Raw genomic sequence first — 25,023 nt, 5'->3', positions numbered from 1 at the left:
GATGATAAAATTAAGCCCATTGCTTTTATTGCTGATGCTTTACTTGCCCGCACGGGCGCAACAGCAAGTTGATGCGGAAACCATGCAACAGATTTACGAGGAAGTGAAAACGCCTTATAAATACGGTTTAGTGATGGTGCCGCAAAGCAATGATAAAAAGATGGACTGCCCCACAATTTTTCGTAAAGGCGGAAAGTGGTATATGAGTTATCTTATTTACGACGGGCGCGGTTACGAAACCTGGCTGGCCAGCAGTAAAGATTTGTTAAACTGGAAAAACGAGGGCAAGCAACTTTCTTTTTCTGATGAAGATGTCTGGGATGCCAACCAAAAAGCAGGCTACAACGCTTTGGTAGATATGAAATGGGGCGGTAAGTACAAGCTTAATAAATACGATGGTAAATACTGGATGTCGTATTTTGGCGGTAAAGAGCGCGGGTATGAAGTAGAGCCGCTTTCTATCGGGATGGCTTTTACTAAGCATAAACCTTGGGTGGCGCACGAGTGGCAGCGTTTGCCAAAACCTGTTTTATCGTCTTTGGATGCTGATGTGCGCTGGTGGGAGAACCGCCATAAATTGTTTAAAAGCAGTGTAATTGAAGATAAAGAGCGTTTCACCGGTCACCGTTTTGTGATGTATTACAATGCTGTTGGCGATTCTTTAGCTAACAATAAAAAAACCAGGTGGTACGAGCGCATTGGCATGGCTGTGTCTGACGATATGGTAAACTGGAAACGTTTTAAAACAGAGCCTGTGGTGCACCATCCGGTGGGGATTACCGGAGATGCAGTTATCCAAAAAATGGGCGGCAATTACGTGATGTTTTATTTCGGGGCGTTTTGGGAAGATAGAAAAGGAGCGTTTAACCGTTTTGCAGTATCAAAAGATTTAATTCACTGGACCGATTGGCAGGGAGAAAACTTAATTGCCTCGTCAAAAGATTATGATGCACTTTACGCACACAAATCTTACGTGTTAAAACATAAAGGTGTGGTTTACCATTTTTATTGTGCCGTTAACCAAAACGACCAAAGGGGCATTGCAGTAGCCACTTCTAAAGATTTAGGAACTAGCAACATACAATTTTTACCTTTTAACAAGGAAAGTAAATAATGAAGAAAGCATACCTGATTTTATTTTTTGTATCCGCGTTAACGCAGGCTTTTTCGCAGAGAATAAGCAAAGACTTTAACGCCGATTGGAAATTTTATTTAGGCGATGACAGCACTTTACGCTACGAAATAAAAGATTTGCAAAAACTGCAAGAAGTACAGCTTCCGCACGATTGGAGCATTTTAGGCGATTTCAGCGAAAAACATCCTACCACCAGTCAGCAAGGCGCTTTACCCGCGGGTATGGGCTGGTATGCCAAAACGTTTGACGTTCCGGTATCTCAAAAGGGCCAGAAGATATACATCGAGTTTGATGGGGTTTACCGCAACGCTACGGTTTATGTAAACGGCAAAAAAATTGGTTTTTGGCCTTATGGTTACACCTCTTACCGTTACGATTTAAGCGACGATTTGAAATACGGACAACAAAATTACATCGCCGTAAGGGTGGATAACTCTGAACAACCCAGCTCCAGATGGTACACCGGAAGTGGTATTTACCGCAATGTGCGCCTAGTGAGTACCAACCCAATTGCGGTTGACCATTGGGGAACTTTTGTACGGAGCGAAAAAATCACAAAAAAATCGGCCAATGTGCTGCTTGACGTCAGCCTTCGGAATGATGCGCCAGTAGCCGAAAAAGCAAAAGTCGTTTCTGCGATTATAGATGCATCGGGCAAAATGGTTGCGCAGGCGGTGAATTACCTCAATTTGGACAACAGCCTAAAAACAACTACCCAAAAATTTAAGGTGTCGCAGCCCCAGCTTTGGAGTCCGGAGCATCCGTACCTGTACACCGTAAAAACGCAGGTGTTCATCGGCGCCAAGCAAGTTGATGCTTACGATACGCCACTGGGCATCCGCAGTTTTAGTTTTGATGCTAAAAAAGGCTTTTTCTTTAACGGCCAGCCGATGAAGATTTTAGGGGTTTGTATGCACCACGATTTAGGCGCTATTGGTGCCGTGGTGAACGAAAGCGCGATAAAACGACAGTTGCGCATCTTAAAAGAAATGGGTACCAATGCCATCCGTATTAGCCATAATCCGCCATCGACAGAGTTTTTGAAGGCTTGTGATGAAATGGGCTTTTTAGTGATGGATGAGGCTTTTGATATGTGGCGCAAGAAGAAAAACAAGTTCGATTACCATCAGGAGTTTGACGAATGGCACGAGCGTGATTTAAAGGCAATGGTACTGCGCGACCGCAACCATCCATCCATTTTTATGTGGAGCGTGGGCAACGAAATCCGTGAACAGTTTGACGAATCGGGCACTAAAATTATAAAACAGCTGGTGGATATCGTGAAAAAATACGATCCAACGCGGCCGGTTACCACCGCGATGACAGAGATGGAGGCGGATAAAAATTTCATCGCGAAAGCAAATAACATGGACATTTACGGTTTCAACTACAAACATAAGTTGTACCCAACCTTGCCTGGTGCTTTCCCGGGCAAAAGTTTTTTAGCTACAGAAACTGCATCGGCGCTAGAAACGCGCGGGGTTTATGTGCAGCCGCAAGATACCGTGCAATTGTGGCCGGCCACATCAAAAAATAAGTACATGGAAAACTTAAACGGCAACTGGACGGTTACTGCGTATGATAACGTGGCGGCTTATTGGGGCACTACGCACGAGGAAAGCTGGCTGGCCGTAAAAAATAAACCTTACATGGCGGGGCTTTTTGTATGGTCGGGTTTTGATTATTTAGGCGAGCCGCATCCGTTTAACTACCCGGCGCGCAGCTCCTATTACGGAATTGTTGATTTGGCGGGTTTCCCAAAAGATGTGTATTACATGTACCAAAGCGAGTGGACAAACAAACCCGTTTTGCATTTGTTGCCACACTGGAACTGGAAAGAAGGGCAGAAAGTTGATGTTTGGACCTATTATAACCAAGCCGATGAAGTAGAGCTTTTTGTGAACGGCGTATCGCAAGGTGTTAAACGTAAAAGCCAGAATGAGGCACATGTGAGCTGGCCCGTAGTTTACAAAGCCGGCGAAATAAAAGCGGTGTCGCGCAAAAACGGCAAAGTGGTATTAAGCAAAGTCATTAAAACCACAGGCGCTGCAAACCAATTGCATTTAACTGCCGAAGAAAACAGCATCAAAGCGGATGGTAAAGATTTAGCATTCGTAACCATTTCTGTATTAGACAAACAGGGTTTGGCTGTGCCGGATGCGATGAACAACGTGTATTTAAGCGTAGAGGGCGGTGCCGAAATTGTAGGCGTTGATAACGGTTACCAAGCCAATTTGCAATCTTTCCAGGCGCATCACATTAATTTATATAACGGCAAAGCCTTAGTTATTTTAAAAGCAAACAAAAGCGGAAAGGCTACCTTAAAAGCTAGCGCTCCGGGTTTACAAACAGCAACATTCAATATCGATTTAACAAAATGAAGGCTTTAAAAATAAGTTTAGCGTTGTTATTTAGCGCAACCTTTGGTTTGGCGCAAACGGTTGACGGTTTGCCTGCTGCCATCCCGATGGTGCCCGGCATTTACAATACACCGCCTTGGGAAGTTCCGCAGATAACCGAAATTAACCGCGACAAAGCGCGTTCAACCTCTTACTCATACGCTTCTGTAGAAGACGCTTTAAACGGCGACCGCAGCAAATCAAGAATGCTGTTGTTAAACGGCGATTGGGATTTCAAATTCGCTTTTAAGCCTGCTGATGCACCACAAGATTTTTATAAACAAAAAGTAAGCGGCTGGGATAAAATTGAAGTGCCTTCTAATTGGGAATTAAAGGGTTACGACATTCCGATTTATAAAAGTGCGGTATTTCCTTTTCGCCCGGTTAACCCGCCTTTTGTACCGCAAGATTATAACGGTGTAGGCTCGTACCAAAGAAGTTTTACGCTGCCTGCAAACTGGAAAGATATGAACATCACGCTCCATTTTGGTGGCGTAAGTTCTGCTTTTAGGGTTTGGCTAAACGGCAAGTTTTTGGGTTATGGTGAAGATTCTTGTTTGCCGTCGGAATTTAATGCAACGGCTTATTTAAAAGAAGGTGAAAATGTGGTTTCGGTACAGGTAATCCGTTGGAACGATGGCTCGTATCTGGAAGACCAGGACCATTGGAGGATGAGCGGCATACAGCGAGAAGTGATGTTGCTGGCAGAACCTAAAATCCGCATTGCCGATTTCCACTATCAAACCAAGTTGGATAAGCAATACAAAGACGCCATTTTTAGTCTGCGCCCACGCCTTGATAACTTTACCGGCAAGTTTATCCCGGAAGGTTACGAGGTTAAAGCGCAGTTATATGATGATAGCAACAGAGCTGTATTTGCAAAGCCGTTACAACGTAGCGCCGAGTCTATCGTGAACGAAATTTACCCCCGTTTAGACAATGTAAAATTCGGCCTTTTAGAAACTGAGGTCAAAAACCCGAAAAAGTGGAGCGATGAAGCACCGAATTTATACACCCTAGTTATTTCTTTGGTGGACGATAAGGGCAATTTGCTGGAGGCTAAAAGCTGTAAAGTGGGTTTCCGCAGCATCGAGTTTTCTAAAGAAAACGGTAAAATGCTGATTAACGGAAAGGTGACTTACATTTATGGGGTTAACCGCCATGATCATGACCCAGTGAAGGGTAAAGCATTGAGCCGTGCCGATATTGAGCGCGATGTTAAAACCTTAAAGCAGTTTAATTTCAATTTAATTAGGACCAGCCATTACCCTAACGACCCTTATTTTTACGAGTTGTGCGACAAATATGGGATGATGGTGATGGACGAAGCTAACTATGAAACCCACGGTTTGGGCGGTAAACTAAGCAACGACCCTAGCTGGACGGGGGCTTTTATGGAGCGCACCAGCCGAATGGTTTTACGCGATAAAAACCACCCGAGTGTGGTAATTTGGAGCTTAGGTAACGAAGCAGGTCGCGGACCAAATAATGCCGCAATGGCCGCGTGGATTCACGATTTTGACATTACCCGCCCCGTACATTACGAACCGGCCATGGGAAGTCCAAAAGAAGAAGGATACATTGATCCGTCGGATCCGCGCTATCCAAAATCTGTGGACCATGCGCACCGCCTCCAAAATCCTGTGGACCAGTATTATGTAGATATGGTGAGCCGCTTTTATCCCGGAATTTTCACGCCAGATTTGTTGCTGAACCAAGCGAACGGCGATAAAAGACCTATTCTTTTTGTGGAATACTCGCACTCTATGGGTAACTCAACCGGCAATATGAAAGAGTTTTGGGATATTTTCCGTTCACGGGATAGGCTGATTGGCGGTTGCATCTGGGATTTTAAAGATCAAGGCTTGCTTAAAAAAGACTCGGCCGGAAAAGAATTTTTTGCCTACGGCGGCGATTTTGGCGACAAGCCTAACGATGGCAACTTCTGTATTAACGGTATTGTAGCATCAGACGGCAGGCCAAAAGCAGCAATTTACGAGTGTAAGCATGTTTACCAACCGGCAGAAACGCAATGGAAAAATCAGCAAGCTGGCGTTTTGGAAATCGAAAACCGCCACGCATCAAAAAATCTTGAGGATTATGATCTTTTCCTTTCGTTTTTAGAAAATGGGAAAGTGATTAAGAGCTTGCAGATTCCCTCAGTAGCTGTTGCCGCAGGCGAGAAGAAAGAGCTGAACATCCGTAAATACTACCCTAATCTAAAAACGGGCAACGAGTATCTGCTCAACATCAGCTTTAAGCTAAAAAATAATTTGCCTTGGGCAGCAAAAGGACACGAGGTTGCTTACAACCAATTGCCTTTAACTTCGGTTTTAGAAGGTATCAAAATATCCGAAAAGCCAGTTACGGTGGCGCAGAAAAGCGCATCTGGCCTAAGCTTAAAAGGTACAGATTTCCAAATTACCTTCACTAACGGTGCTTTAAGTTCGTACATCAAAAACGGGAAAGAGCTAGTTAAATCTCCGTTTTTACCTCATTTTACCCGCCCACAAACGGATAACGACCGTAAAGGTTGGAAACCTGCGAAAAAATTAAAACAGTGGTATAACGCCGTGCCCGAATTAACGGATTTTAAAGAAATAAAAGCCGGCTCGGTTTATCAGGCAAACTATCAAATTATTAAAGACAGCGCCAGCGTAAGCCTTACTTACCATATTGATGCGGATGGCGGGCTTAAAGTGGATTACGCTTTAACCGCAAATCAGGCTTTGCCAAATATCCCGAAAGTGGGTATGCAAGGTGCCATCGCTAATGATTTGCAAAACATCGCTTTTTACGGAAAAGGTCCGCAAGAGAATTATATCGACAGGGCTTTTGGTTTTGATGCCGGTTTGTACCAGCTTGATATTAAAAATTTTGTGGAACCTTATGTGTATCCGCAAGAAAACGGCAACAGAACAGATGTGCGTTGGATGGCTTTCACCAACAAACAAAACGGCATTATGGTAGTTGCCGATAGCCTGCTGAGCATGAGTGCTTGGCCGTGGACAGAAGCCAACATCAATAAAGCAAAGCATACCAATGAATTGTCTGAAGCAGGTTTTGTGACTTTAAATGTTGATTTAAAGCAAATGGGCATTGGTGGAAACGATACCTGGAGCGATGTTTCGCAACCTTTGCCACAATACCAAATTAAGGCAGGCAATTACAAATACAGTTTTTACATCAAACCGGTGGCCAGCGCCCAAACAGAAAAGTTGATGGCCATCTACAAAAAATTGAAATAATATAAATGAGTATTAAAAAGTTAAAGGGGATTACTTGGAACCATAGCAGGGGGCTTGTGCCAATGGTAGCCACTGCGCAACGGTTCAGCGAACTTTATCCCGATGTGGAGATTAGCTGGGAAAAAAGAAGTTTACAGGCTTTCGCCGATGCCTCTATCGAAGATTTGGCAAAGCGTTTTGATTTGTTGGTGATAGACCATCCGTGGACGGGATTTGGTGCGCAAACAGAGGTGATTTTGCCTTTGTCGGATTTTATGCCTGCAAGCTACATTGCCGATCAGCAAGCAAATTCGGTGGGCAAATCTTATGAAAGTTATGTGTTTAAAAACAAGCTTTGGGCATTGCCAATTGATGCGGCAACACCCGTTGCATCTGCACGTTTAGATATTTTAGAAAGAAATGGTCTCACCGTTCCGCAAACTTTTGATGACTTGCTGGCTTTGACAAAAAAGGGCCTGGTGGCTTTTGCAGGTATCCCTATTGATTTGCTGATGAGCTTTTATATGTTCTGCTGCAGTTTGGACGAAGCGCCTTTCCAGTCAGAAGAGCGCGTAATTTCTGTCGAAACAGGTGTCAAAGCTCTAAAAATGTTTAGAGAGCTGGCCAGCCATATTGCTCCCGAGAATTTTGAGCGTAATCCAATAAAAGTATATGAGGCTATGGTAAATACAAATGATATTGCCTATTGCCCTTTTGCTTATGGCTACTCTAACTACGCACGCGAGGGCTACGCTAAAAATGTACTCCATTTTTACGATTTGGTAAGCGTAAATGGCAAAGCTATGTGCAGCACCTTGGGCGGTACCGGTTTGGCGGTTTCGGCGTATTGCAAACATCAGGCAGAAGCCGTAGCATACGCTCAATTTACAGGTTCGGCAACCGTGCAAGAGCATTTATTTACAGATAATGGCGGGCAGCCGGGGCATTTAAAAGCTTGGACTAGCGAAAAAATAAATGCTTACACGCATCAATATTTTAAAAATACCTTGCCGGCGTTAGAGCGTGCATTTTTACGTCCGCGCTATTCTGGCCACATGGATTTTCAGGATCATGCCGGTGACGTTGTGCGCAATTATTTAATGAACGGTGGCAGTGAGGAAAGCGTTTTAAACCAGCTAGATGAGCTTTATCATCATTCTTTAAACTTACAAACTGCATGAGGCCACTAGAAGGATTAGTTGTGTTGGAATTTTGCCAGTTTTTGGCCGGACCGTCTGCGGGTTTAAAATTGGCAGATTTGGGTGCCCGCGTTATTAAAATTGAGCGACCGGTGAAAGGCGAAGCTTGCCGGCAGCTGAGTATTAAAGACCTTTTTGTGGACGAAAGCAGCTTGCTTTTTCATACCATCAACAGAAATAAAGAGTCTTTTGCGGCAGATTTAAAAAATGCAGACGATGTTGCTTTGGTAAAAAAACTGATTGCCAAAGCCGATGTGATGACGCATAATTTCCGCTCGGGCGTGATGGAAAAAATAGGCCTCACTTATCAAGACGTTTTAGCTATAAACCCGAAAATCGTATACGGAATGGTTACCGGTTACGGCACTAAAGGACCTTGGGCGCGTAAACCGGGGCAAGATTTGTTGGTGCAGTCGCTCTCCGGCTTGGCTTGGCTTAGCGGTAAAAAAAGTCAGGCGCCGGTGCCTTTTGGGCTTTCCGTTGCCGATATTATGTGTGGCAACCATTTGGTGCAAGGTGTTTTGGCAGCGCTGTTAAAGCGGGCTAAAACCGGTAAAGGCGTTTTGGTAGAAGTAAGCTTGCTGGAGTCGGTTTTGGATGTGCAGTTTGAGGCCATTACATCCTACCTGAATGATGGCGGGCAAATCCCCGAGCGCGGAGATGTTAACGGCAGCGCACACGCTTTTTTAAGTGCGCCGTACGGTGTTTATCAAACCCAAAACGGTTATTTGGCACTAGCCATGGGCAATTTATTATACATCGGCCAGCTTTTAGATTTAGATTTTTCTGCTTACGCCGATTCAAAAACATGGTTTTCGCACCGCGATGAGATCCGCCAGCTGATAGCGCAAAAGCTACGCGGCCAGGATACCGCTCATTGGCTTAATTTGTTAGGTTCAAAAGGTGTGTGGTGTGGCGAAGTGTTAGATTATGAAACTTTAGACAAATTTGATTTTGGGATGCAGATGAAGCAAACGCTAGATTTACCCGGCCATAGCTTGGTGACCACCAGATGCCCAATACAATTGGATGGTGAAATTTTAACCAGTAAAAAATCGGCGCCCAAAGTTGGCGAGCATAACCAAACCCTAGCCGCTTTAATAAACAATTAGATGAAGCCACTTCAAGATTATTTAGTAGTAGATTTTAGCCAGTTTTTATCTGGCCCGTCGGCGAGTTTACGTTTAGCCGATTTGGGGGCGCGCGTCATCAAAATTGAAAAACCGGGCACCGGCGATATCTGTCGCACCCTTTATACTTCAGACTTAATTATGAACGGCGAATCGTCCGTTTTTCATACCATCAACCGCAATAAAGAATCTTTTGCTATAGATTTTAAGCAGCCCGAAGAGCTAGCCAAGCTAAAAAAGCTTTTGGCGAAGGCAGATGTGGTGTTACATAACTTTCGGCCTGGCGTAATGGAGCGCGTAGGTTTAAGTTATGAGGATGTAAAAGCGATTAATCCGCAGGTAGTGTATGGCGAAATCTCTGGCTTTGGCGCAAATGGTACTTTAAAAGCCATGCCCGGGCAAGATTTGCTGTTGCAGTCTTTAACCGCACTCACTTGGCTCAACGGAAATGACGGCGATGGCCCGGTGCCAATGGGGCTTTCCATTGTTGATATGCTGGCCGGCGCACATTTGGCACAGGGAATTTTAGCAGCGCTTTACCGTAAAGTTATGCACCAAACAGGCGCCTTGGTACAGGTGAGCATGCTCGAGTCGGCTTTTGATTTTCAGTTTGAAACCATCACCACCTTTTATAACGATGGTGGCGAGTTGCCACAACGTAGCAAAAGCAATAACGCAAATGCGTATTTAGGCGCACCTTACGGCATATACGAAACCAAAAATGGTTACCTGGCTTTAGCCATGGGCGAAATTCCGGTTTTGGCGAATTTATTGGCTTGCGATGCTTTGCAGGCTTATCCCGAAAACCGTTTTGAATTGAGAAACGAGATTAAAGAGGTTTTGGCAAAGCACCTTAAAACGCAGGATACTGCGTACTGGCTTAATATTTTAGAGCCGGCAGATATTTGGTGTTCTGATGTTTTAAACTACGAGCAATTGTTTGCACAAGAAGGATTTAAAGTGCTGGATTTTGTGCAGGAAGTACAAATGCAAGACGGTTACCGCTACAAAACTACGCGTTGCCCGATAAAAATTGACGGAGAAAGTTTCATTGCTGATAAAGGTTCGCCTAAATTAGGGCAGGATAACGAAAAAATTATCAAGGAATTTATCGACTAAAATGGCCAAAAGAAAATTCAGGATTGCGGTACGCAAGTTTGCACCTTTTGAAAGCGCGTTAGAAAAGCTTTGGAATGCTTTTGTAGAAGAATATAAAATAGATGTTGCCGTAGAAATGGTGGCTTTTGAGTTGCACGATTTGTACTACCAAACCATTACCCAAAATGGGTTAAAAGATGGTTATTGGGATATTGCACACTTAAATACCGACTGGATTTTAGATGCCGTTAACAAACATGCGGTGGCGGATTTAAATCCGCTTATTGCAGACAATTCACCTGATAATTATCCGGATGGATGGCACAACTCTTTGTTAAAATTGCAACAAATAAACGGTGGAACGTACGGCTTACCTTTTCATGACGGCCCCGAATGTTTAATTTACCGCAAAGATTTGTTTGAGGACGAAGCTGAGCAAGAGCATTTTAAAAACGTTTACGGCTACGATTTGCAGGTGCCTAAAACGTGGAAGCAGTTTAGTGATATCGCACGTTTCTTTAACCGGCCCGATAAAAATCTTTACGGTTGTGTGTTTGCCAACTATCCAGACGGCCACAACATGGTTTTTGATTTTTGCTTACAGCTGTGGACGCGCGGAGGCAGCTTATTAGACGATAAAAGTCAGATACAAATCCACCATAAAACTGCGGTAAACGCACTCGATTTTTATCGTAAAATGGTGAATGACGAGAAAGCCTGTCACCCCGGTTCGCGTAATTTTGGATCGGTAGGTGCGGGTATGGCATTTGCCAAGGGCGAAGCTGCTTTAGCCATCAACTGGTTCGGTTTTGCATCAATGTGCGAGGTGATTGCCGAATCTAAAATTAAAGGCAAGGTGAACATTGCCGAATTACCGGCGGAAGCTGGCGGGCAAACTGCATCATTAAATGTGTACTGGTTATATACCATAGGTAAAGGGAGCGAATATCAGGATTTGGCCTACAAATTTCTGCGCTTTGCCACTCGCGCCAGTTCTGATAAATTGCTGACGCAAGAAGGCGGTATCGGTTGCCGAAAATCCACCTGGGCAGATGAAGAGGTGAACGCAGAAATCCCGTTTTACCACCAACTGGCACAAATGCACGAGAATGCGCGCACCTTGCCGCAAATTAAAAACTGGCCACAAATAGCCGAGCTGATAGACCAAATGGTGTTGCAGGCCGTTATAACAGATATCCCTTCAACCGTTTTGTTGAAGAAAACGCAATTTAAAATTCAGGAACTATTATAAACTAAACTTCAGTTTTAACAATGCGCTTTTTTACTTTAAACTTTTGATTTTTTACTTTTCCAAATGCAAATCACCTATAAACCCCAGCTTCCCCAAACCAAACAACCCATTATCATCATCGGCGCAAGCGGCATTGTAAAAGATGCGCACCTGCCGGCGTATAAAATGGCCGGTTTTGAGGTTTTTGGGATTACCAACCGAACGCTTGCTAAAGCGCAAAACTTTGCGGAGACCTTTGGCATTCCTCATGTTTTTGAAAGTGTGGCAGACGCGGTGAAGAACGCTCCGGAGAACGCGGTTTATGACATTACGGTTTTGCCGGATCAGTACATCGAGATTTTAGAGCAACTGCCAAACGGTGCTGCCGTGCTTATCCAAAAGCCAATGGGCAATGATTTGGCGCAGGCAAAAGAAATTGTGGAAGTATGCGAACGGAAAAATTTGGTAGCCGCCATCAATTTCCAATTGCGTTTTTCTCCATTTGTAATGGCGGCGCGTTCAATCATTAACCAAGGTTTAATTGGCGATTTGTACGACTTAGAGTTTAGAGTTACGGTTAATACACCGTGGCATCTGTTTCCGGTAATTAAAGGGCATCCGCGTTTAGAGATTTTGTTCCACAGCGTGCATTATATCGACTGCATCCGCTCGTTTTTGGGCAACCCTAAATCTGTTCAGGCACATACCTATAAGCATCCTGCCAAAGACTTATCGTCATCACGTTCTACCATTTTAATGAACTACCGTGATGATTTACGTGCGGTAATCAATACCAACCACGACCACGAGTTTGGTCCACAGCACGAAGAAAGCTATATCAAATGGGAGGGCACAAAAGGCGCTATCAAAGCTAAAATGGGCTTGCTGATGAATTATCCGGAAGGTTTGCCAGATGTTTTTGAATACACCATCCGCAATGAAGAGGGGAAATACGAATGGCAAAAAGTACAATTGGAAGGTTCTTGGTTTCCGGAAGCTTTTATTGGAACAATGTCCAACTTAATGCGCTTTAAAGAAGGCTCAGACACGATATTACATGCCAGCGTACAAGACGTTTTAGGCACTATGGAAGTAGTGGAAAAATGTTACGAGAGCAGTGGAGAATAGTAGCAAGTATAAAGTAGCAAGTATCAAGACCAACAAACGGACAAACTAAAACCTAATAAACTAAAAACCTAACATGTTTATAAAATCAACTTTTTTTGAAGATTACCAACTGAACGATAAGCGGGTAACCTTAGGCCGGACCATCACCGAAACAGATTTTGTGGTACATGCCGGCCATACGGGCGATTTTTTTCCGCACCATATGGATGCCGAGTGGTGCAAAACTCAACCTTTTAAACAGCGCATTGCACATGGCACCATGATATTCAGCATCGGTATCGGTTTAACCGCATCAGAAATAAACCCCGAAGCTTTTTCGCGCGGATATGATAAAATGCGCTTTGTAAAACCTGTACACATTGGCGATACCATCCACTCGGAAATTACCATTACCGAAAAGGGCGACCATAAACGGCCGGAAATGGGCACCGTAACAGAGCACGTGGAAATTATCAACCAAAAAGGCGAAGTTGTTTTAGTGTGCGATCATTTATTATTAGTGAACAGAAAAGGGGAGCAATAACAAGTAGTAAGTAGCAAGTAGTAAGTAGCAAGATGCACGCTAACCAACCACCTAAGCCCTAACCGACTAATTCCTAGCCACCTAACCAACTAACACCTAACCAACTAAATCCTAACAAACGAAATATGCAAGTAACCAATCAACTGGGCGATCTGCACGAAGTGCCCACCGAACAAGGCAAAGGCAATAAATACCTGTTGCCCTTTATCTTAGTAACGCTTTTATTCTTTCTATGGGGAATGGCGCACAACCTGGATTCCATCCTTATCCCGCATCTAAAAAAAGCTTGCCAACTAAATAACAGGCAATCTACCTTAATTGATACCGCGGTGTTTTTCGCTTATTTTGTAATGGCTATCCCTGCCGGGATGATTATCAAAAAATTTGGATACAAAAACAGCATCGTAACCGGCTTATTGGTGTTTGCCTTGGGTGCATTTTTATTTGTGCCGGCAGCAAATACCCGCGCTTACGAGCTATTTTTATTCGCGTTGTTTGTAATTGGTTGCGGACTAACCATTTTAGAAACCAGCGCCAACCCTTATGCCGCTATTTTAGGTCCGCCAGAGTCGTCTTCAAAGCGTTTAAACTTGGCAGCTTCTTTTAACGGCTTGGCGGCTATGGTAGCCCCGGTAGTGGGTTCTTTGTTTATCCTTTCGGGCAAAAATTATACGCCAGAGCAAATGGAAGCCATGCCAGAGCTAGAGCGTTCGGCCTACCTTATGAGCGAGGCGTCGTCAGTAAAACTGCCTTACATTGTGCTGGGTAGCGTGTTACTATTGGTGGCGGTTATTTTCATTTTTATGAAGTTGCCGGCAATGAAGCCAGAACATACCGAGGTGGAGGTGAAGCCGGGCTTTTTCTCGGTTTTAAAGTTTTCGCACCTAAGCTGGGCGGTAGTAGCGCAGTTTTTTTATGTGGGTGCGCAGGTTTGCGTAACTAGTTTTTTTATCCGTATGGCCGAGCAGGGCGCCGGAATGGACGAGAAAACGGCGGGTTATTACCTTGGTATCTACGGCTTTTTATTTATGGCAGGTCGTTTCATCGGTACTTTTTTCCTAAAATATGTTAAAGATCACGTCCTGCTTTCTATCTATTGCGTTTTAAGCGTAATCCTATGCGCAGTGGCAATTTATGGAAGCGGAATTTATGTGATTTACGCTTTGGGCGGCATCGGATTTTTCATGTCTATTATGTTCCCAACCATTTTTGCATTGGGTATTGTTGATCTTAAATCGAACACCGAAACCGGCTCTTCGTGGCTGGTAATGTCTATTGTTGGCGGTGCAATTTTACCTTACGGGATGGGGACTTTAATTGATATGAAACACGATGATATACAGGCAGGTTACATCATCCCGCTTATCTGTTTCCTCATCATTTTATATTTCGGATTATTTGGTTACAAAGTAAAAACAAAGGCAACGTAATGATTTTTTGCAGAAGAGTTTTGGCGGTTTTGGTGTTGTTGTGCGCTTTGCAATTGCAGGCACAGGAAAACCAAAACGCCAAGCCTTTAGTCATGTGGTATTGGGTTAAAGCAGGCGTTTCTAAAGCCGGCATCACCGCCGATTTGGAAGCGATGAAACAGGCTGGCATTGGTGGCGCCTACTTGGCATTTATCCAAAGTGGCAAAAATAATCCGCCTTATACGCCTATTGCAGAACAACTAAGTCCCGAGTGGTGGGAGATGGTCACTTTCGCTGTGGCGGAGGCCAAACGTTTGGATTTAAAAATTACGATGCACGTGAGCGATGGTTTCGCTTTAGCCGGTGGTCCTTGGATTACGCCGGAGCTTTCTATGCAAAAAGTAGTGTTTAGCAGAAGCGATGTTACCGGCGGCCGGCAACTGAAACTGAAGCTTACCAAGCCCAAACATCATGCAGATTATTACGAAGACATTCGCGTTTTTGCTTTCCCATCTTTAACTGGAGCAGGCGAGAACAGCCAGACATTAAATCCTGAAATTACTGCCAGCACCGGCGAGAATGTTGATTTTTTGGTCAGGCCAGATGGTAAACAATCTTTCCGTTCATCAGAGCCGGCGTATATTACTTACCAGTTTGCAAAACCATTTACCTTGCGCAACGTACGGGTTGAAAGTAATGGCAATAACTACCAAGCACAACGTTTATTGTTGCAAACCAGCACAGATGGGCTAAATTTCACCAATCATCAGCAACTGCAAGCCCCACGCCACGGTTGGCAAGATACAGATGAAGAACATACGTACAGCATAAAACCTGTTACCGCAAAATATTTCCGTTTTGTGTATAATAAAGAAGGCTCTTTACCGGCCGATGAAAATTTGGACGCCGCTAAATGGAAGCCGTCCTTAAAACTTACAGGACTACAATTGTTCTCGGAGCCGGTAATTAATCAATTCGAAAGTAAGAACGGCGGCGTGTGGCGCATCAGCGAAAGAACTACCGAAGAAGAAATCAGCAATCAGCTTTGCGTAAATCCCGCGCAAATTATTGATATAAGCCACTTTGTAGATGCAGATGGCAACCTGACTTGGAAAGCGCCAGCCGGCAACTGGACAATCTTGAGGATGGGCCATACCTCAACTGGGCACACCAACGCAACCGGCGGCGGCGGTATAGGTTTAGAGTTAGATAAATTTAATCCTAAAGCGGTAGAACTGCATTTTAACAGTTGGTTGGGCGAAATTTTGAAAAGGGTAGGTGCCGAAAACCGCGATGCTATTCCCGGTTTTTATATTGATAGCTGGGAGTGTGGAAGCCAAAATTGGTCGGCTAATTTTGCTGGCGAGTTTAAGCAAAGAAGAGGCTATGATCTGATGCCTTACTTGCCTGTGATGGCCGGCGTGCCGATAGAAAGCGTAGCCAAATCTGAGCAGGTGCTGTATGATATCCGCCAAACCATTGCCGAGTTGGTGAACGATGTTTTTTATAAAACCTTGCGCAAGCTGGGCGATGAGCAACAGCTTTCTTTTGCGGCAGAAAATGTGGCGCCTACCATGGTTAGCGATGGCATGTTACATTTTAAAACGGTGGATGTGCCTATGGGCGAGTTTTGGTTAAACAGCCCAACGCATGACAAACCCAATGATATGCTGGATGCAGTTTCGGCCGGTCATATTTACGGTAAGCCGATTATCCAAGCAGAAGGTTTTACTACCGTGAGGATGGATTGGACAGAGCAGCCCGGGATGTTAAAGACTTTGCAAGACCGCAACTACGCGCTTGGGCTAAATAAATTGGTTTATCATGTTTACACTTTAAACCCCTGGTTGGATAAAAAACCCGGGATGACTTTAGACGGCGTAGGTTTATATTTCCAGCGCGACCAAACTTGGTGGAAACCGGGCAAGGCTTGGGTAAATTACGCGTACAACGTTCAAAAATTACTGCAAAAAGGTGTTCCTGTACGGGATATTGCGGTGTTCACCGGCGATGAAGTTCCGCGCCGTTCTTTACTGCCCGACCGTTTTGTAAGTACCCTTCCGGGGATTTTTGGTGCCGAAAGGGTAGCTTCTGAGAAATTGAGATACGAGAATAGAGATGTACCTCTGCAAAAAATCCCGAAAGGGGTTACCAATACTGCGAACGGTTTCCAAGCCGAAAAATGGGTTAATCCTTTACAAGGCTACGCCTATGACTCTTTTAATCCGGATGCTTTGCAAAATGCTGTTGTAAAAGATGGGCGTGTAAAGTTTAGCAAAAATGGCGTAGCTTATAAAATACTGGTTTTGCCCGTAGAAAACTTGATGAACCCAAGTAATATCATCAGCGAAGCCACCATAAATAAAATCAGCGAACTAGAGCAACAAGGCATTGCGGTAATTAAGGACAAGCCTTACACGAAAGCAGATTTTTCTGAATTTGGGATCGAGAAGGACTTGATAGTTACAGAAGATTCTGGCGTGTATGCCCAAGATATTGCCTTTAACCACCGATCTGCGGGCAATGAAGAAATTTATTTCATCAGCAACCAGCAAGAAAAAGAGCGCCTATTAACCTTCTCTTTTCGTCACACGGCCGCACAAGCACAATTTTATGATCCCGTTTGGGACAAATGGTCGCCGGTAAACCAGCTGACAACGCAAAACAACCGCAGCATCATCCCTATAAAACTTGCTCCTGCACAATCGCTTTTTGTGGTGTTCAACAATCAGCCGAAAGGCGAAACAAAATCTGGTGCCGCAAACTGGAAAAGCTATGAAGCGTTAAAAACCATCGGCGGAAGCTGGACGTTAAAATTCGATGAAAATTACGGTGGCCCTACAGCAAGTTTAAAAATTGACAGCCTAAAAAGCTGGACGTCTTTTGCAGATTCGGCAGTTAAATATTATTCGGGCACAGTGGTTTACAGCAACACGTTTAAGCTGAAAAGGAGAGAAATAAAAAATCATTTATACCTCAATTTAGGAGAGATGCACGATTTGGCAAGCATAAAAGTAAACGGCCAGCAATTGGGTACGGTTTGGACTGCACCGCATCGCATTGATATTTCCAAGGCCTTAAAAAAAGGGGAAAATAGCGTCGAAATTTCGCTTACTAATACTTGGCACAATCGTTTAATAGGAGACCAAACTTTGCCAGAAAGCAAACGTATTACGCACACAACCGCGCCTTACCGTTTAGAGGGCGACCCTTTATTGCCGGCAGGTTTGCTAGGCCCAGTTGTAATTGAAAAAGAGCTAAAATAAATATCATGGGAAAAAGATTTGTAGGATTTGCGCTGGCTTTAGCGCTGGCGTTTAATTATGGTTTTGCCCAACAAAAGGCTTTAACAAACACAGCTAACAGCAAATTTGCGGTTTTCCATAGTCCAAACATGGAAGATGTGCGCTGGACAGGCGGTTTTTGGGGCGATAGGTTTGAAGTTTGCCGAACCTCAATGATTCCACACATTTGGGATACCTACATGGATGCCGACGTAAGCCATGCCTTCAAAAATTTTGAGATTGCAGCAGGTTTGGATACCGGCCAGCATAAAGGACCGTCTTTTCACGATGGCGATTTTTACAAAGTTTTGGAGGGTGTGGCCAACATGTACGCCGTTACCAAAGACAAAAAGCTGGATCAAATGATGGATAAAGCTATTGCGGTGATTGCAAAATCACAACGTGCAGATGGTTATATCTACACCAAAGCAATGATTGAACAACGCAACACTGGCGAGAAAAACCAGTTTCAAGATCGTTTAAGTTTTGAAGCTTATAATATTGGCCATTTAATGACCGCTGCTTGCGTGCATTACCGCGCAACCGGAAAAACGTCTTTGCTGAACGTGGCTAAAAAAGCGACAGATTACCTGTATAACTTCTATAAAAAGGCATCGCCAACTTTGGCGCGCAATGCCATTTGCCCATCGCATTACATGGGTACCATAGAAATGTATCGCACCACACAAGATCCTCGTTATTTAGAACTGGCTAAACACCTTATCGCTATAAAAGGTGATATTGAAGACGGAACCGATGATAACCAAGACCGTATTCCGTTTTTGCAACAAACGCACATTACCGGGCATGCCGTGCGTGCCAATTATTTATATGCCGGCGTAGCAGATTTATATGCCGAAAACGGCGATGCCAAGCTAATGGAACGTTTAAATATGATGTGGGATGATTTGACACAGCATAAAATGTACATTACCGGTGGCTGCGGTTCGCTGTATGACGGTACTTCGCCTGATGGGACCTCTTATAACCCAACCGAGGTTCAAAAAATTCACCAAGCTTACGGCCGTCCGTATCAATTGCCAAATTTCACTGCTCATAACGAAACCTGCGCCAACATAGGCAATGTGTTGTGGAACTGGCGTATGCTGCAAATTACCGGCGATGCCAAATACGCCGATGTTATGGAGACGGCTTTGTACAACAGCGTGCTATCGGGCATTAGTTTAGACGGAAAAAAGTTTTTATATACCAACCCTTTGAGCTACTCGGACGAGTTACCGTTTAAGCAACGTTGGTCTAAAGATCGTGTTCCTTATATCTCATTGTCCAATTGCTGTCCGCCAAATGTGGTGCGCACCATTGCCGAGGTAAGTGATTACGCTTATAGCATCGGAAAAAACGGCTTATTCGTTAATTTGTACGGCAGCAACACGCTTAAAACCAAATTACAGAATGGCGAAGAATTAAGCCTGACACAAGACAGTGATTATCCATGGAACGGCTTGGTAAAACTTAAAATCCATAAAAGTTTAAAGCAGACGCAAGATATTAGTTTCCGTATCCCGGGATGGTGTAAAGGAGCTAAAATAAGTGTAAACGGTAAGCTTTATAAAGATGCTTTGCTGGCGGGAGCCTATTTTGCAGTGAACGGGAAATGGAAGAAAGGAGATGTGATAGAATTGCTTTTGCCGATGGAAGCCAAATTGATGGAAGCCAACCCGATGGTGGAAGAATCACGCAACCAAGTGGCCGTAAAATACGGTCCGGTGGTTTATTGTGCCGAATCTAAAGATAATGGCAATAAAGTTTTTGATTACACCATACCAACGGATATCCGGTTTTCACCAGAACTAAAAGAAATTGAGGGTGCTAAAATGTTAGTTTTAAACGGCGAAGCTTTGATAAACAACCAACAGAGCTGGAAAAACCAGTTATATCGCGAGGTAAATGCCACAGAACAAAAAGCACCTATCACTTTAATTCCGTATTACGCTTGGGGCAACCGCGGGCATGTGAGCGAAATGTCCGTTTGGTTGCCGGTGAGCAAATAACTGAAAATTAGGCTGTAAGCAAACGGCTAAATCTGGAACTTTAGTCCAGATTTTATACATCCAAACACATTTTAAAATCAATAGCGCCGGCCTTTAGCCCGGCGTTTTTTTATTAATTCATCTCACAAAATCAATTTTAATCCGGCGTTTTTTTTTAATCCAAGCTCCAACCCAATGATAATTTTATTATGCTTGCATAATAAATGAAAGATGTTTACATTTGGTACTGCAGCTGCCTGTAACCACAAACCTTTGAATATGAAACAACAGGAAACTATTGATTACCATCTTAAAATAACGTGGCAAAACATCGCCAACAGTTATAACCAGCTGGCTGCAGAGTTTGGTATCACGCAGTCCATCGGTTATTTGCTTATGAATATCGATGAACAAAATGGAACTACGGTGTCAAATATGGCCGCGTTACTGGGTTTAAAGTCCACCAGTTTAAGTCGGATGCTCAACAATTTAGAGCGTATCGGTTTAATTTATCGCGAAGCGCACCATACAGATAAACGCTCTGTAAATCTGTATTTAACAGATTTAGGCAAAGAAAAACGGCACTTGGCGCGCGTGGTGGTAAAAAAGTTTAACGATTATTTAGATGCCAATTTGGGCGAGGAAGAAAAACAGCATTTAATCAGTTCGCTTATACGCGTAAACGATTTGACAAATAATTACAAGCCTTGAAAAAATGATGAACAGAAAAATTAAAAAGGTAGCAGTTTTAGGTTCGGGGATCATGGGCTCGCGCATCGCCTGCCATTTTGCAAATATCGGTGTAGAGGTTTTGCTGTTGGATATTGTGCCAAAAGAACCCAACGAGAAGGAAGCCGCAAAGGGTTTAACTCTAGAAAGCCCAGCAGTGCGCAACCGCATTGTAAACGATGCGCTGGCTTTCGCGGTAAAATCAAACCCTTCGCCGGTGTACAGCAAATCGGTGCTTAACAACATCCGCACAGGCAACTTTGACGACAATATGAAAGACATTGCCACCTGCGATTGGGTAATTGAGGTGGTGGTAGAAAACCTAAAAATTAAGCAATCCGTTTACGAAAAGGTAGAGCAGTTTCGCAAGCCAGGAACGTTAATAAGTTCCAATACATCTGGCATCCCCATCCATTTAATGGCCGAGGGACGTTCAGAAGATTTTCAAAAACATTTCTGTGGCACTCACTTTTTTAATCCGCCGCGCTACTTGCGCCTGTTAGAAATTATTCCGACACCGCACACGGATAAAAGTGTGGTGGATTTTTTAATGCACTACGGCGACAAGTTTTTAGGTAAAACCACCGTTTTATGTAAAGATACGCCGGCTTTTATCGCAAACCGAGTTGGCGTTTATTCCATTATGGCGCTTTTGCATTTGGTGCAAAAAATGGATTTAACGGTAGAGGAGGTTGATAAATTTACCGGTCCGGCCTTGGGACGTCCAAAATCGGCAACTTTCCGCACAACAGATGTGGTGGGTTTAGATACGATGATTAACGTTGCCAACGGCTTGCGCGAGAATGCGCCGGATGATGAGCAAAAAGATGTTTTTGTGTTGCCAGACTATGTGCAGAAAATGCAGGAAAACAAGTGGCTGGGAGATAAAACCGGACAAGGTTTTTACAAAAAAACAAAAGACAAAAGCGGCAAAACCGAAATATTGGCGCTGGACCTAAAGACGTTGGAATACCGCCCGCAAGAGAAAGTTAAATCCGCAACTTTAGAAGCCACCAAACCTATAGAAAACTTAGCGCAGCGCATGAAGGTTTATGCGCAGGGGAAAGATAAAGCCGGCGAATTTTTTCGGGTTTCGTTTTCCGGATTGTTTGAATATGTGTCCAACCGTATCCCAGAGATATCGGATGAGCTGTATAGGATTGATGATGCTATGCGTGCAGGCTTTGGTTGGGAGCTTGGACCTTTTGAAGTTTGGGATGCGTTGGGCGTAAAAGAAGGTGTAGAAATGATGAAAGCTAATGGCAAACAGCCTGCAGCTTGGGTTAGCGAAATGCTGGATGCCGGTCATCAGTCGTTTTACCAAATTGAAAACGGCAACAAACGCTATTATGACATCGCCAGCAAAAGTTATAAAGCCATCCCCGGGCAAGATGCTTTTATTATTTTAGATAACATCCGCGCAAGCAAAACTGTTTGGAAAAACGCCGGTACTACCATCACAGATTTAGGCGACGGAATTTTGAATCTGGAGTTCCACACCAAAATGAATACCATCGGCGGCGAGGTTTTGAGCGGTATTAATAAAGCGATAGACCTTGCGGAAAAAGATTATCGCGGTTTGGTGATTGGCAACGATGGAGCTAATTTTTCTGCTGGCGCCAACGTGGGAATGATTTTTATGATGGCCGTAGAGCAGGAGTGGGACGAGGTGAATATGGCGATTAAGCTATTCCAAAATACTTCCATGCGGATACGCCATTCGGCAATTCCGGTAGTGGTAGCGCCACATAACCTTACCTTAGGCGGTGGTTGCGAGTTTTCTATGCACGCCGACCATGTGCAGCTTTACGCAGAAACCTATATGGGTTTGGTAGAGTTTGGCGTAGGCTTAATTCCTGGCGGTGGCGGCACAAAAGAGATGGCTTTGCGCGCTTCTGATGAATACCATGCAGAGCAAATTGAGCAAAATGTGCTTAAAGAGAAATTCTTGACCGTAGCTACTGCTAAAGTTTCAACTTCTGCGGTAGAGGCTTATGAGCTTGGCTATCTTTTAAAAGATAAATATGCGATCACCATGAACCGCAGCCGTTTAATTGCCGATGCCAAAGCGAAGGCGCTAGAATTAGCAAACGCAGGTTATACGCCACCTGCACCACGGAAAGACATCAAAGTTTTAGGTAAGTATGGCTTAGGCATGGTTTACGCCGGTGCCAACAGTATGCGCTCGGCCAATTACATCTCAGAGTACGATCAAAAAATCTCGCAAAAGCTAGGTTATGTGATGTGCGGTGGCGATTTATCTGCACCAACTTTGGTTACAGAGCAATATTTACTGGATTTAGAACGCGAAGCATTTTTGAGCCTGTGCGGCGAGAAGAAAACTTTGGAAAGAATACAATCGATACTAACAAAAGGAAAACCGTTGCGCAATTAGTATTGCGATGTGAGTATTGAGAACTTTCAAACGTAATAAGAATATGGAATTATGCACAATATTAAAGAGTTGAAAATCTGGAATAAGGCAATAGATTTAGCTGTAAAAGTTTATGAGTTATCAGCTAAGTTTCCTTCGGATGAACGGTTTGGATTGACTTCTCAAACAAGAAGATGCGCTGTTTCCATTCCGTCTAACATTTCTGAAGGTGCCGGGCGGAACACCAAAGGAGAGTTTAAACAATTTCTTGGAATTGCAAATGGCTCTGCCTACGAATTACAGACTCAAGCCATTATCGCAAATAGATTGAATTTTATTGATGAAAAGTCTACAGATGAAGTCTTAGAAAACATTGATGAAATCCAAAAAATGAATTACAAACTTCAATTATCGTTAAGTAAATAAATAGTAGTGAGATTTGAATATCGGGTATTATTCAGTCTTTACGCTCTACTCAATACTAAATAAAATGGAAGCATACATCATAGCAGGATACAGAACAGCAGTTGGAAAGGCACCACGAGGTGTTTTCCGCTTTACCCGGGCCGACGATTTGGCGGCGGAAGTAATTAAAGAATTGGTAAAATCTGTCCCAAACCTTGACCCGGAACAAATAGACGACGTGATTGTTGGCAACGCCACGCCGGAAGCCGAGCAAGGTTTAAACATTGCCCGGATGGTTTCGTTAATGGCTTTAGATACCGATAAAGTTCCCGGCGTTACCATGAACCGTTATTGTGCCTCGGGCCTAGAAACCATTGCTACGGCGGTGGCGAAGATAAAAGCGGGCATGGCGCACTGCATTGTTGCTGGCGGGGTCGAAGTAATGTCGGGAATGCCTTTCGGCGGATGGAAAGTGGTGCCTAATCCGGAGGTAGCCATGAAAAACCCCGATTGGTATTGGGGCATGGGCTTAACCGCCGAAGCCGTAGCGAAAGAATATCAGGTCAGTCGCGAAGACCAGGACCAGTTTGCGTTAAAATCGCACCAGAAAGCAATAGAGGCCATCAAAAACGGGCATTTAAAAGCGGGAGTTTTACCCATTACAGTAAAAGAAACCTACTTAGACGATAATATGAAGAAGAAAACCCGTGAATACGTGGTAGACACGGATGAAGGGCCACGTGTTGACACTTCTTTAGATGCTTTGGGAAAGCTGAAACCGGTTTTCGCCGCTGGAGGCTCTGTAACGGCAGGTAACTCGTCCCAAACATCAGACGGTGCAGCTTTCGTTTTGGTAGTTTCGGAACAGATGCTGAAGACTTTAAATGTAGAGCCAGTAGCGAAATTGCTGAGCTACTCGGTAGCCGGCGTTCCACCACGTGTAATGGGAATTGGCCCCATAGAAGCGGTGCCAAAAGCCCTTAAACAAGCAAACATGAGTTTAGAGCAGATGGATTTAGTAGAGCTGAACGAAGCTTTCGCATCACAATCTTTGGCTGTTATCCGAACCTTAGGTCTAAATCCCGAAAAAGTAAACGTAAACGGAGGGGCCATCGCATTGGGGCATCCGCTGGGCTGTACCGGGGCAAAGCTCTCTGTCCAGATTTTTAACGAACTAAAACGAAGAAACCAGAAATACGGAATGGTAACCATGTGCGTAGGCACGGGGCAAGGCGCGGCCGGGGTGTTTGAGGTTTTTTAGATGTGAGATGTAAGAGAGGAGAGAGAGGAACAAGGATTAAAGAACAAGGAATAAAGAAATTACAAAAGATTTACTGATGCACAATTTTAGACAGCTGAATATTTGGAAAGATGCTCGTCCATTGGTAAAGCAAGTTTATGTTCTAACATCCAGTTTTCCAATGGAAGAGAAATTTGGGCTGGTTAGCCAAATAAACCGCTCCGCTATTTCTGTCCCTTCAAACATTGCCGAAGGATCCGCCAGAGGCACGGACAAAGATTTTTGTCAGTTTTTACGCATCAGTCTAGGCTCACTTTATGAGTTGGAAACTCAATTACTATTAGCGGTAGATCTTGGTTTTGCGTCCGAATCGAACGACATCTTTGATAAAATAGTGCATTTACAAAAGATGATGGTAGCTTTTATCAAAACATTACAAAAATAAATTCAGAAGAAGTGAAAAGAAGCCATTGCTTAATGTTGGCAAACCTCTATTTGTTCCTTCTTCTTTAATCGTTAAT

The 25,023-nt window shown here is 43.9% G+C and carries 17 protein-coding genes; all 17 read left to right on the top strand.

Translation table 11 applies throughout. From position 1 onward, the window contains the following. Position 1 precedes the first annotated feature (1 nt). The 17 genes from BCY91_RS11575 to BCY91_RS11495 all read left to right on the top strand — a co-directional run bounded on the left by BCY91_RS11575 (position 2) and on the right by BCY91_RS11495 (position 24,947). Positions 2-1,114, top strand: coding sequence for a glycoside hydrolase family protein (locus BCY91_RS11575; RefSeq protein ID WP_120182192.1), 1,113 nt, complete (start codon positions 2-4; stop codon positions 1,112-1,114). Beyond that, positions 1,114-3,516, top strand: a complete 2,403-nt coding sequence (locus BCY91_RS11570) for a glycoside hydrolase family 2 TIM barrel-domain containing protein (protein WP_120182190.1) — start codon at positions 1,114-1,116, stop codon at positions 3,514-3,516. Before BCY91_RS11575 ends, BCY91_RS11570 begins: the two co-directional genes overlap by 1 nt. Then, entirely contained in the window at positions 3,513-6,782 is a 3,270-nt protein-coding gene (locus BCY91_RS11565; RefSeq protein ID WP_120182188.1) for a glycoside hydrolase family 2 TIM barrel-domain containing protein, read from the top strand. The genes BCY91_RS11570 and BCY91_RS11565 overlap by 4 nt, the downstream gene beginning before the upstream one ends. Positions 6,783-6,787: 5 nt before the next feature. Continuing rightward, complete coding sequence (locus tag BCY91_RS11560) at positions 6,788-7,942, top strand: ABC transporter substrate-binding protein (protein WP_220699478.1); 1,155 nt, start codon at positions 6,788-6,790, stop codon at positions 7,940-7,942. Beyond that, on the top strand, positions 7,939-9,072 hold the full coding sequence (locus BCY91_RS11555) for a CaiB/BaiF CoA transferase family protein (RefSeq protein ID WP_120182186.1): 1,134 nt from the start codon (positions 7,939-7,941) through the stop codon (positions 9,070-9,072). The genes BCY91_RS11560 and BCY91_RS11555 overlap by 4 nt, the downstream gene beginning before the upstream one ends. Further along, on the top strand, positions 9,073-10,209 hold the full coding sequence (locus BCY91_RS11550) for a CaiB/BaiF CoA transferase family protein (RefSeq protein WP_120182184.1): 1,137 nt from the start codon (positions 9,073-9,075) through the stop codon (positions 10,207-10,209). Position 10,210: 1 nt separating this feature from the next. Next, a complete protein-coding gene (locus tag BCY91_RS11545; RefSeq protein ID WP_120182182.1) occupies positions 10,211-11,440 on the top strand; it encodes an extracellular solute-binding protein in 1,230 nt (409 codons plus the stop codon). A gap of 63 nt (positions 11,441-11,503) precedes the next feature. After that, complete coding sequence (locus BCY91_RS11540; protein WP_120182180.1) at positions 11,504-12,547, top strand: Gfo/Idh/MocA family protein; 1,044 nt, start codon at positions 11,504-11,506, stop codon at positions 12,545-12,547. 73 nt (positions 12,548-12,620) lie between these two features. Next, positions 12,621-13,070, top strand: coding sequence for a MaoC/PaaZ C-terminal domain-containing protein (locus tag BCY91_RS11535; RefSeq protein ID WP_120182178.1), 450 nt, complete (start codon positions 12,621-12,623; stop codon positions 13,068-13,070). A 125-nt stretch (positions 13,071-13,195) separates the two neighbouring features. Beyond that, positions 13,196-14,500, top strand: coding sequence for an L-fucose:H+ symporter permease (fucP, locus tag BCY91_RS11530; protein WP_120182176.1), 1,305 nt, complete (start codon positions 13,196-13,198; stop codon positions 14,498-14,500). Then, entirely contained in the window at positions 14,500-17,745 is a 3,246-nt protein-coding gene (locus BCY91_RS11525; protein ID WP_120182174.1) for a glycosyl hydrolase, read from the top strand. Before fucP ends, BCY91_RS11525 begins: the two co-directional genes overlap by 1 nt. A gap of 5 nt (positions 17,746-17,750) precedes the next feature. After that, complete coding sequence (locus BCY91_RS11520) at positions 17,751-19,775, top strand: aceric acid hydrolase (protein ID WP_120182172.1); 2,025 nt, start codon at positions 17,751-17,753, stop codon at positions 19,773-19,775. Positions 19,776-20,033: 258 nt separating this feature from the next. After that, positions 20,034-20,465 carry a MarR family winged helix-turn-helix transcriptional regulator gene (locus BCY91_RS11515; protein WP_120182265.1) on the top strand — a complete coding sequence of 144 codons (432 nt, stop codon included), beginning with the start codon at positions 20,034-20,036 and terminating at the stop codon, positions 20,463-20,465. Positions 20,466-20,472: 7 nt separating this feature from the next. Further along, entirely contained in the window at positions 20,473-22,878 is a 2,406-nt protein-coding gene (locus BCY91_RS11510; protein ID WP_182995370.1) for a 3-hydroxyacyl-CoA dehydrogenase/enoyl-CoA hydratase family protein, read from the top strand. A gap of 51 nt (positions 22,879-22,929) precedes the next feature. Next, a complete protein-coding gene (locus BCY91_RS11505) occupies positions 22,930-23,283 on the top strand; it encodes a four helix bundle protein (RefSeq protein ID WP_120182168.1) in 354 nt (117 codons plus the stop codon). Positions 23,284-23,347: 64 nt separating this feature from the next. Next, the gene (locus BCY91_RS11500) at positions 23,348-24,523 is read left to right on the top strand and encodes an acetyl-CoA C-acyltransferase (protein WP_120182167.1); all 1,176 of its coding nucleotides are present in this window, start codon (positions 23,348-23,350) and stop codon (positions 24,521-24,523) included. A gap of 76 nt (positions 24,524-24,599) precedes the next feature. After that, positions 24,600-24,947 (top strand): four helix bundle protein, encoded by a 348-nt coding sequence (locus BCY91_RS11495; RefSeq protein ID WP_120182165.1) that lies wholly within the window; start codon positions 24,600-24,602, stop codon positions 24,945-24,947. The last annotated feature ends 76 nt before the right edge of the window (positions 24,948-25,023 follow it).

Source organism: Pelobium manganitolerans, from assembly GCF_003609575.1.
Lineage (GTDB): Bacteria > Bacteroidota > Bacteroidia > Sphingobacteriales > Sphingobacteriaceae > Pseudopedobacter > Pseudopedobacter manganitolerans.
Note: the sequence above shows the minus strand (reverse complement) of the source record. Positions and strands in the feature narration are given on the sequence as shown.

Bases quoted from the DNA above. Each gene is read 5' to 3' on its own strand.
- BCY91_RS11570 (WP_120182190.1), top strand. From the start codon at position 1,114: ATGAAGAAAGCATACCTGATTTTATTTTTTGTATCCGCGTTAACGCAG.
- BCY91_RS11525 (WP_120182174.1), top strand. From the start codon at position 14,500: ATGATTTTTTGCAGAAGAGTTTTGGCGGTTTTGGTGTTGTTGTGCGCT.
- BCY91_RS11495 (WP_120182165.1), top strand. From the start codon at position 24,600: ATGCACAATTTTAGACAGCTGAATATTTGGAAAGATGCTCGTCCATTG.
- BCY91_RS11555 (WP_120182186.1), top strand. From the start codon at position 7,939: ATGAGGCCACTAGAAGGATTAGTTGTGTTGGAATTTTGCCAGTTTTTG.
- BCY91_RS11545 (WP_120182182.1), top strand. From the start codon at position 10,211: ATGGCCAAAAGAAAATTCAGGATTGCGGTACGCAAGTTTGCACCTTTT.
- BCY91_RS11515 (WP_120182265.1), top strand. From the start codon at position 20,034: ATGAAACAACAGGAAACTATTGATTACCATCTTAAAATAACGTGGCAA.
- BCY91_RS11535 (WP_120182178.1), top strand. From the start codon at position 12,621: ATGTTTATAAAATCAACTTTTTTTGAAGATTACCAACTGAACGATAAG.
- BCY91_RS11540 (WP_120182180.1), top strand. From the start codon at position 11,504: ATGCAAATCACCTATAAACCCCAGCTTCCCCAAACCAAACAACCCATT.
- BCY91_RS11500 (WP_120182167.1), top strand. From the start codon at position 23,348: ATGGAAGCATACATCATAGCAGGATACAGAACAGCAGTTGGAAAGGCA.
- BCY91_RS11520 (WP_120182172.1), top strand. From the start codon at position 17,751: ATGGGAAAAAGATTTGTAGGATTTGCGCTGGCTTTAGCGCTGGCGTTT.
- BCY91_RS11560 (WP_220699478.1), top strand. From the start codon at position 6,788: ATGAGTATTAAAAAGTTAAAGGGGATTACTTGGAACCATAGCAGGGGG.
- BCY91_RS11565 (WP_120182188.1), top strand. From the start codon at position 3,513: ATGAAGGCTTTAAAAATAAGTTTAGCGTTGTTATTTAGCGCAACCTTT.
- BCY91_RS11575 (WP_120182192.1), top strand. From the start codon at position 2: ATGATAAAATTAAGCCCATTGCTTTTATTGCTGATGCTTTACTTGCCC.
- BCY91_RS11550 (WP_120182184.1), top strand. From the start codon at position 9,073: ATGAAGCCACTTCAAGATTATTTAGTAGTAGATTTTAGCCAGTTTTTA.
- BCY91_RS11505 (WP_120182168.1), top strand. From the start codon at position 22,930: ATGCACAATATTAAAGAGTTGAAAATCTGGAATAAGGCAATAGATTTA.
- fucP (WP_120182176.1), top strand. From the start codon at position 13,196: ATGCAAGTAACCAATCAACTGGGCGATCTGCACGAAGTGCCCACCGAA.
- BCY91_RS11510 (WP_182995370.1), top strand. From the start codon at position 20,473: ATGAACAGAAAAATTAAAAAGGTAGCAGTTTTAGGTTCGGGGATCATG.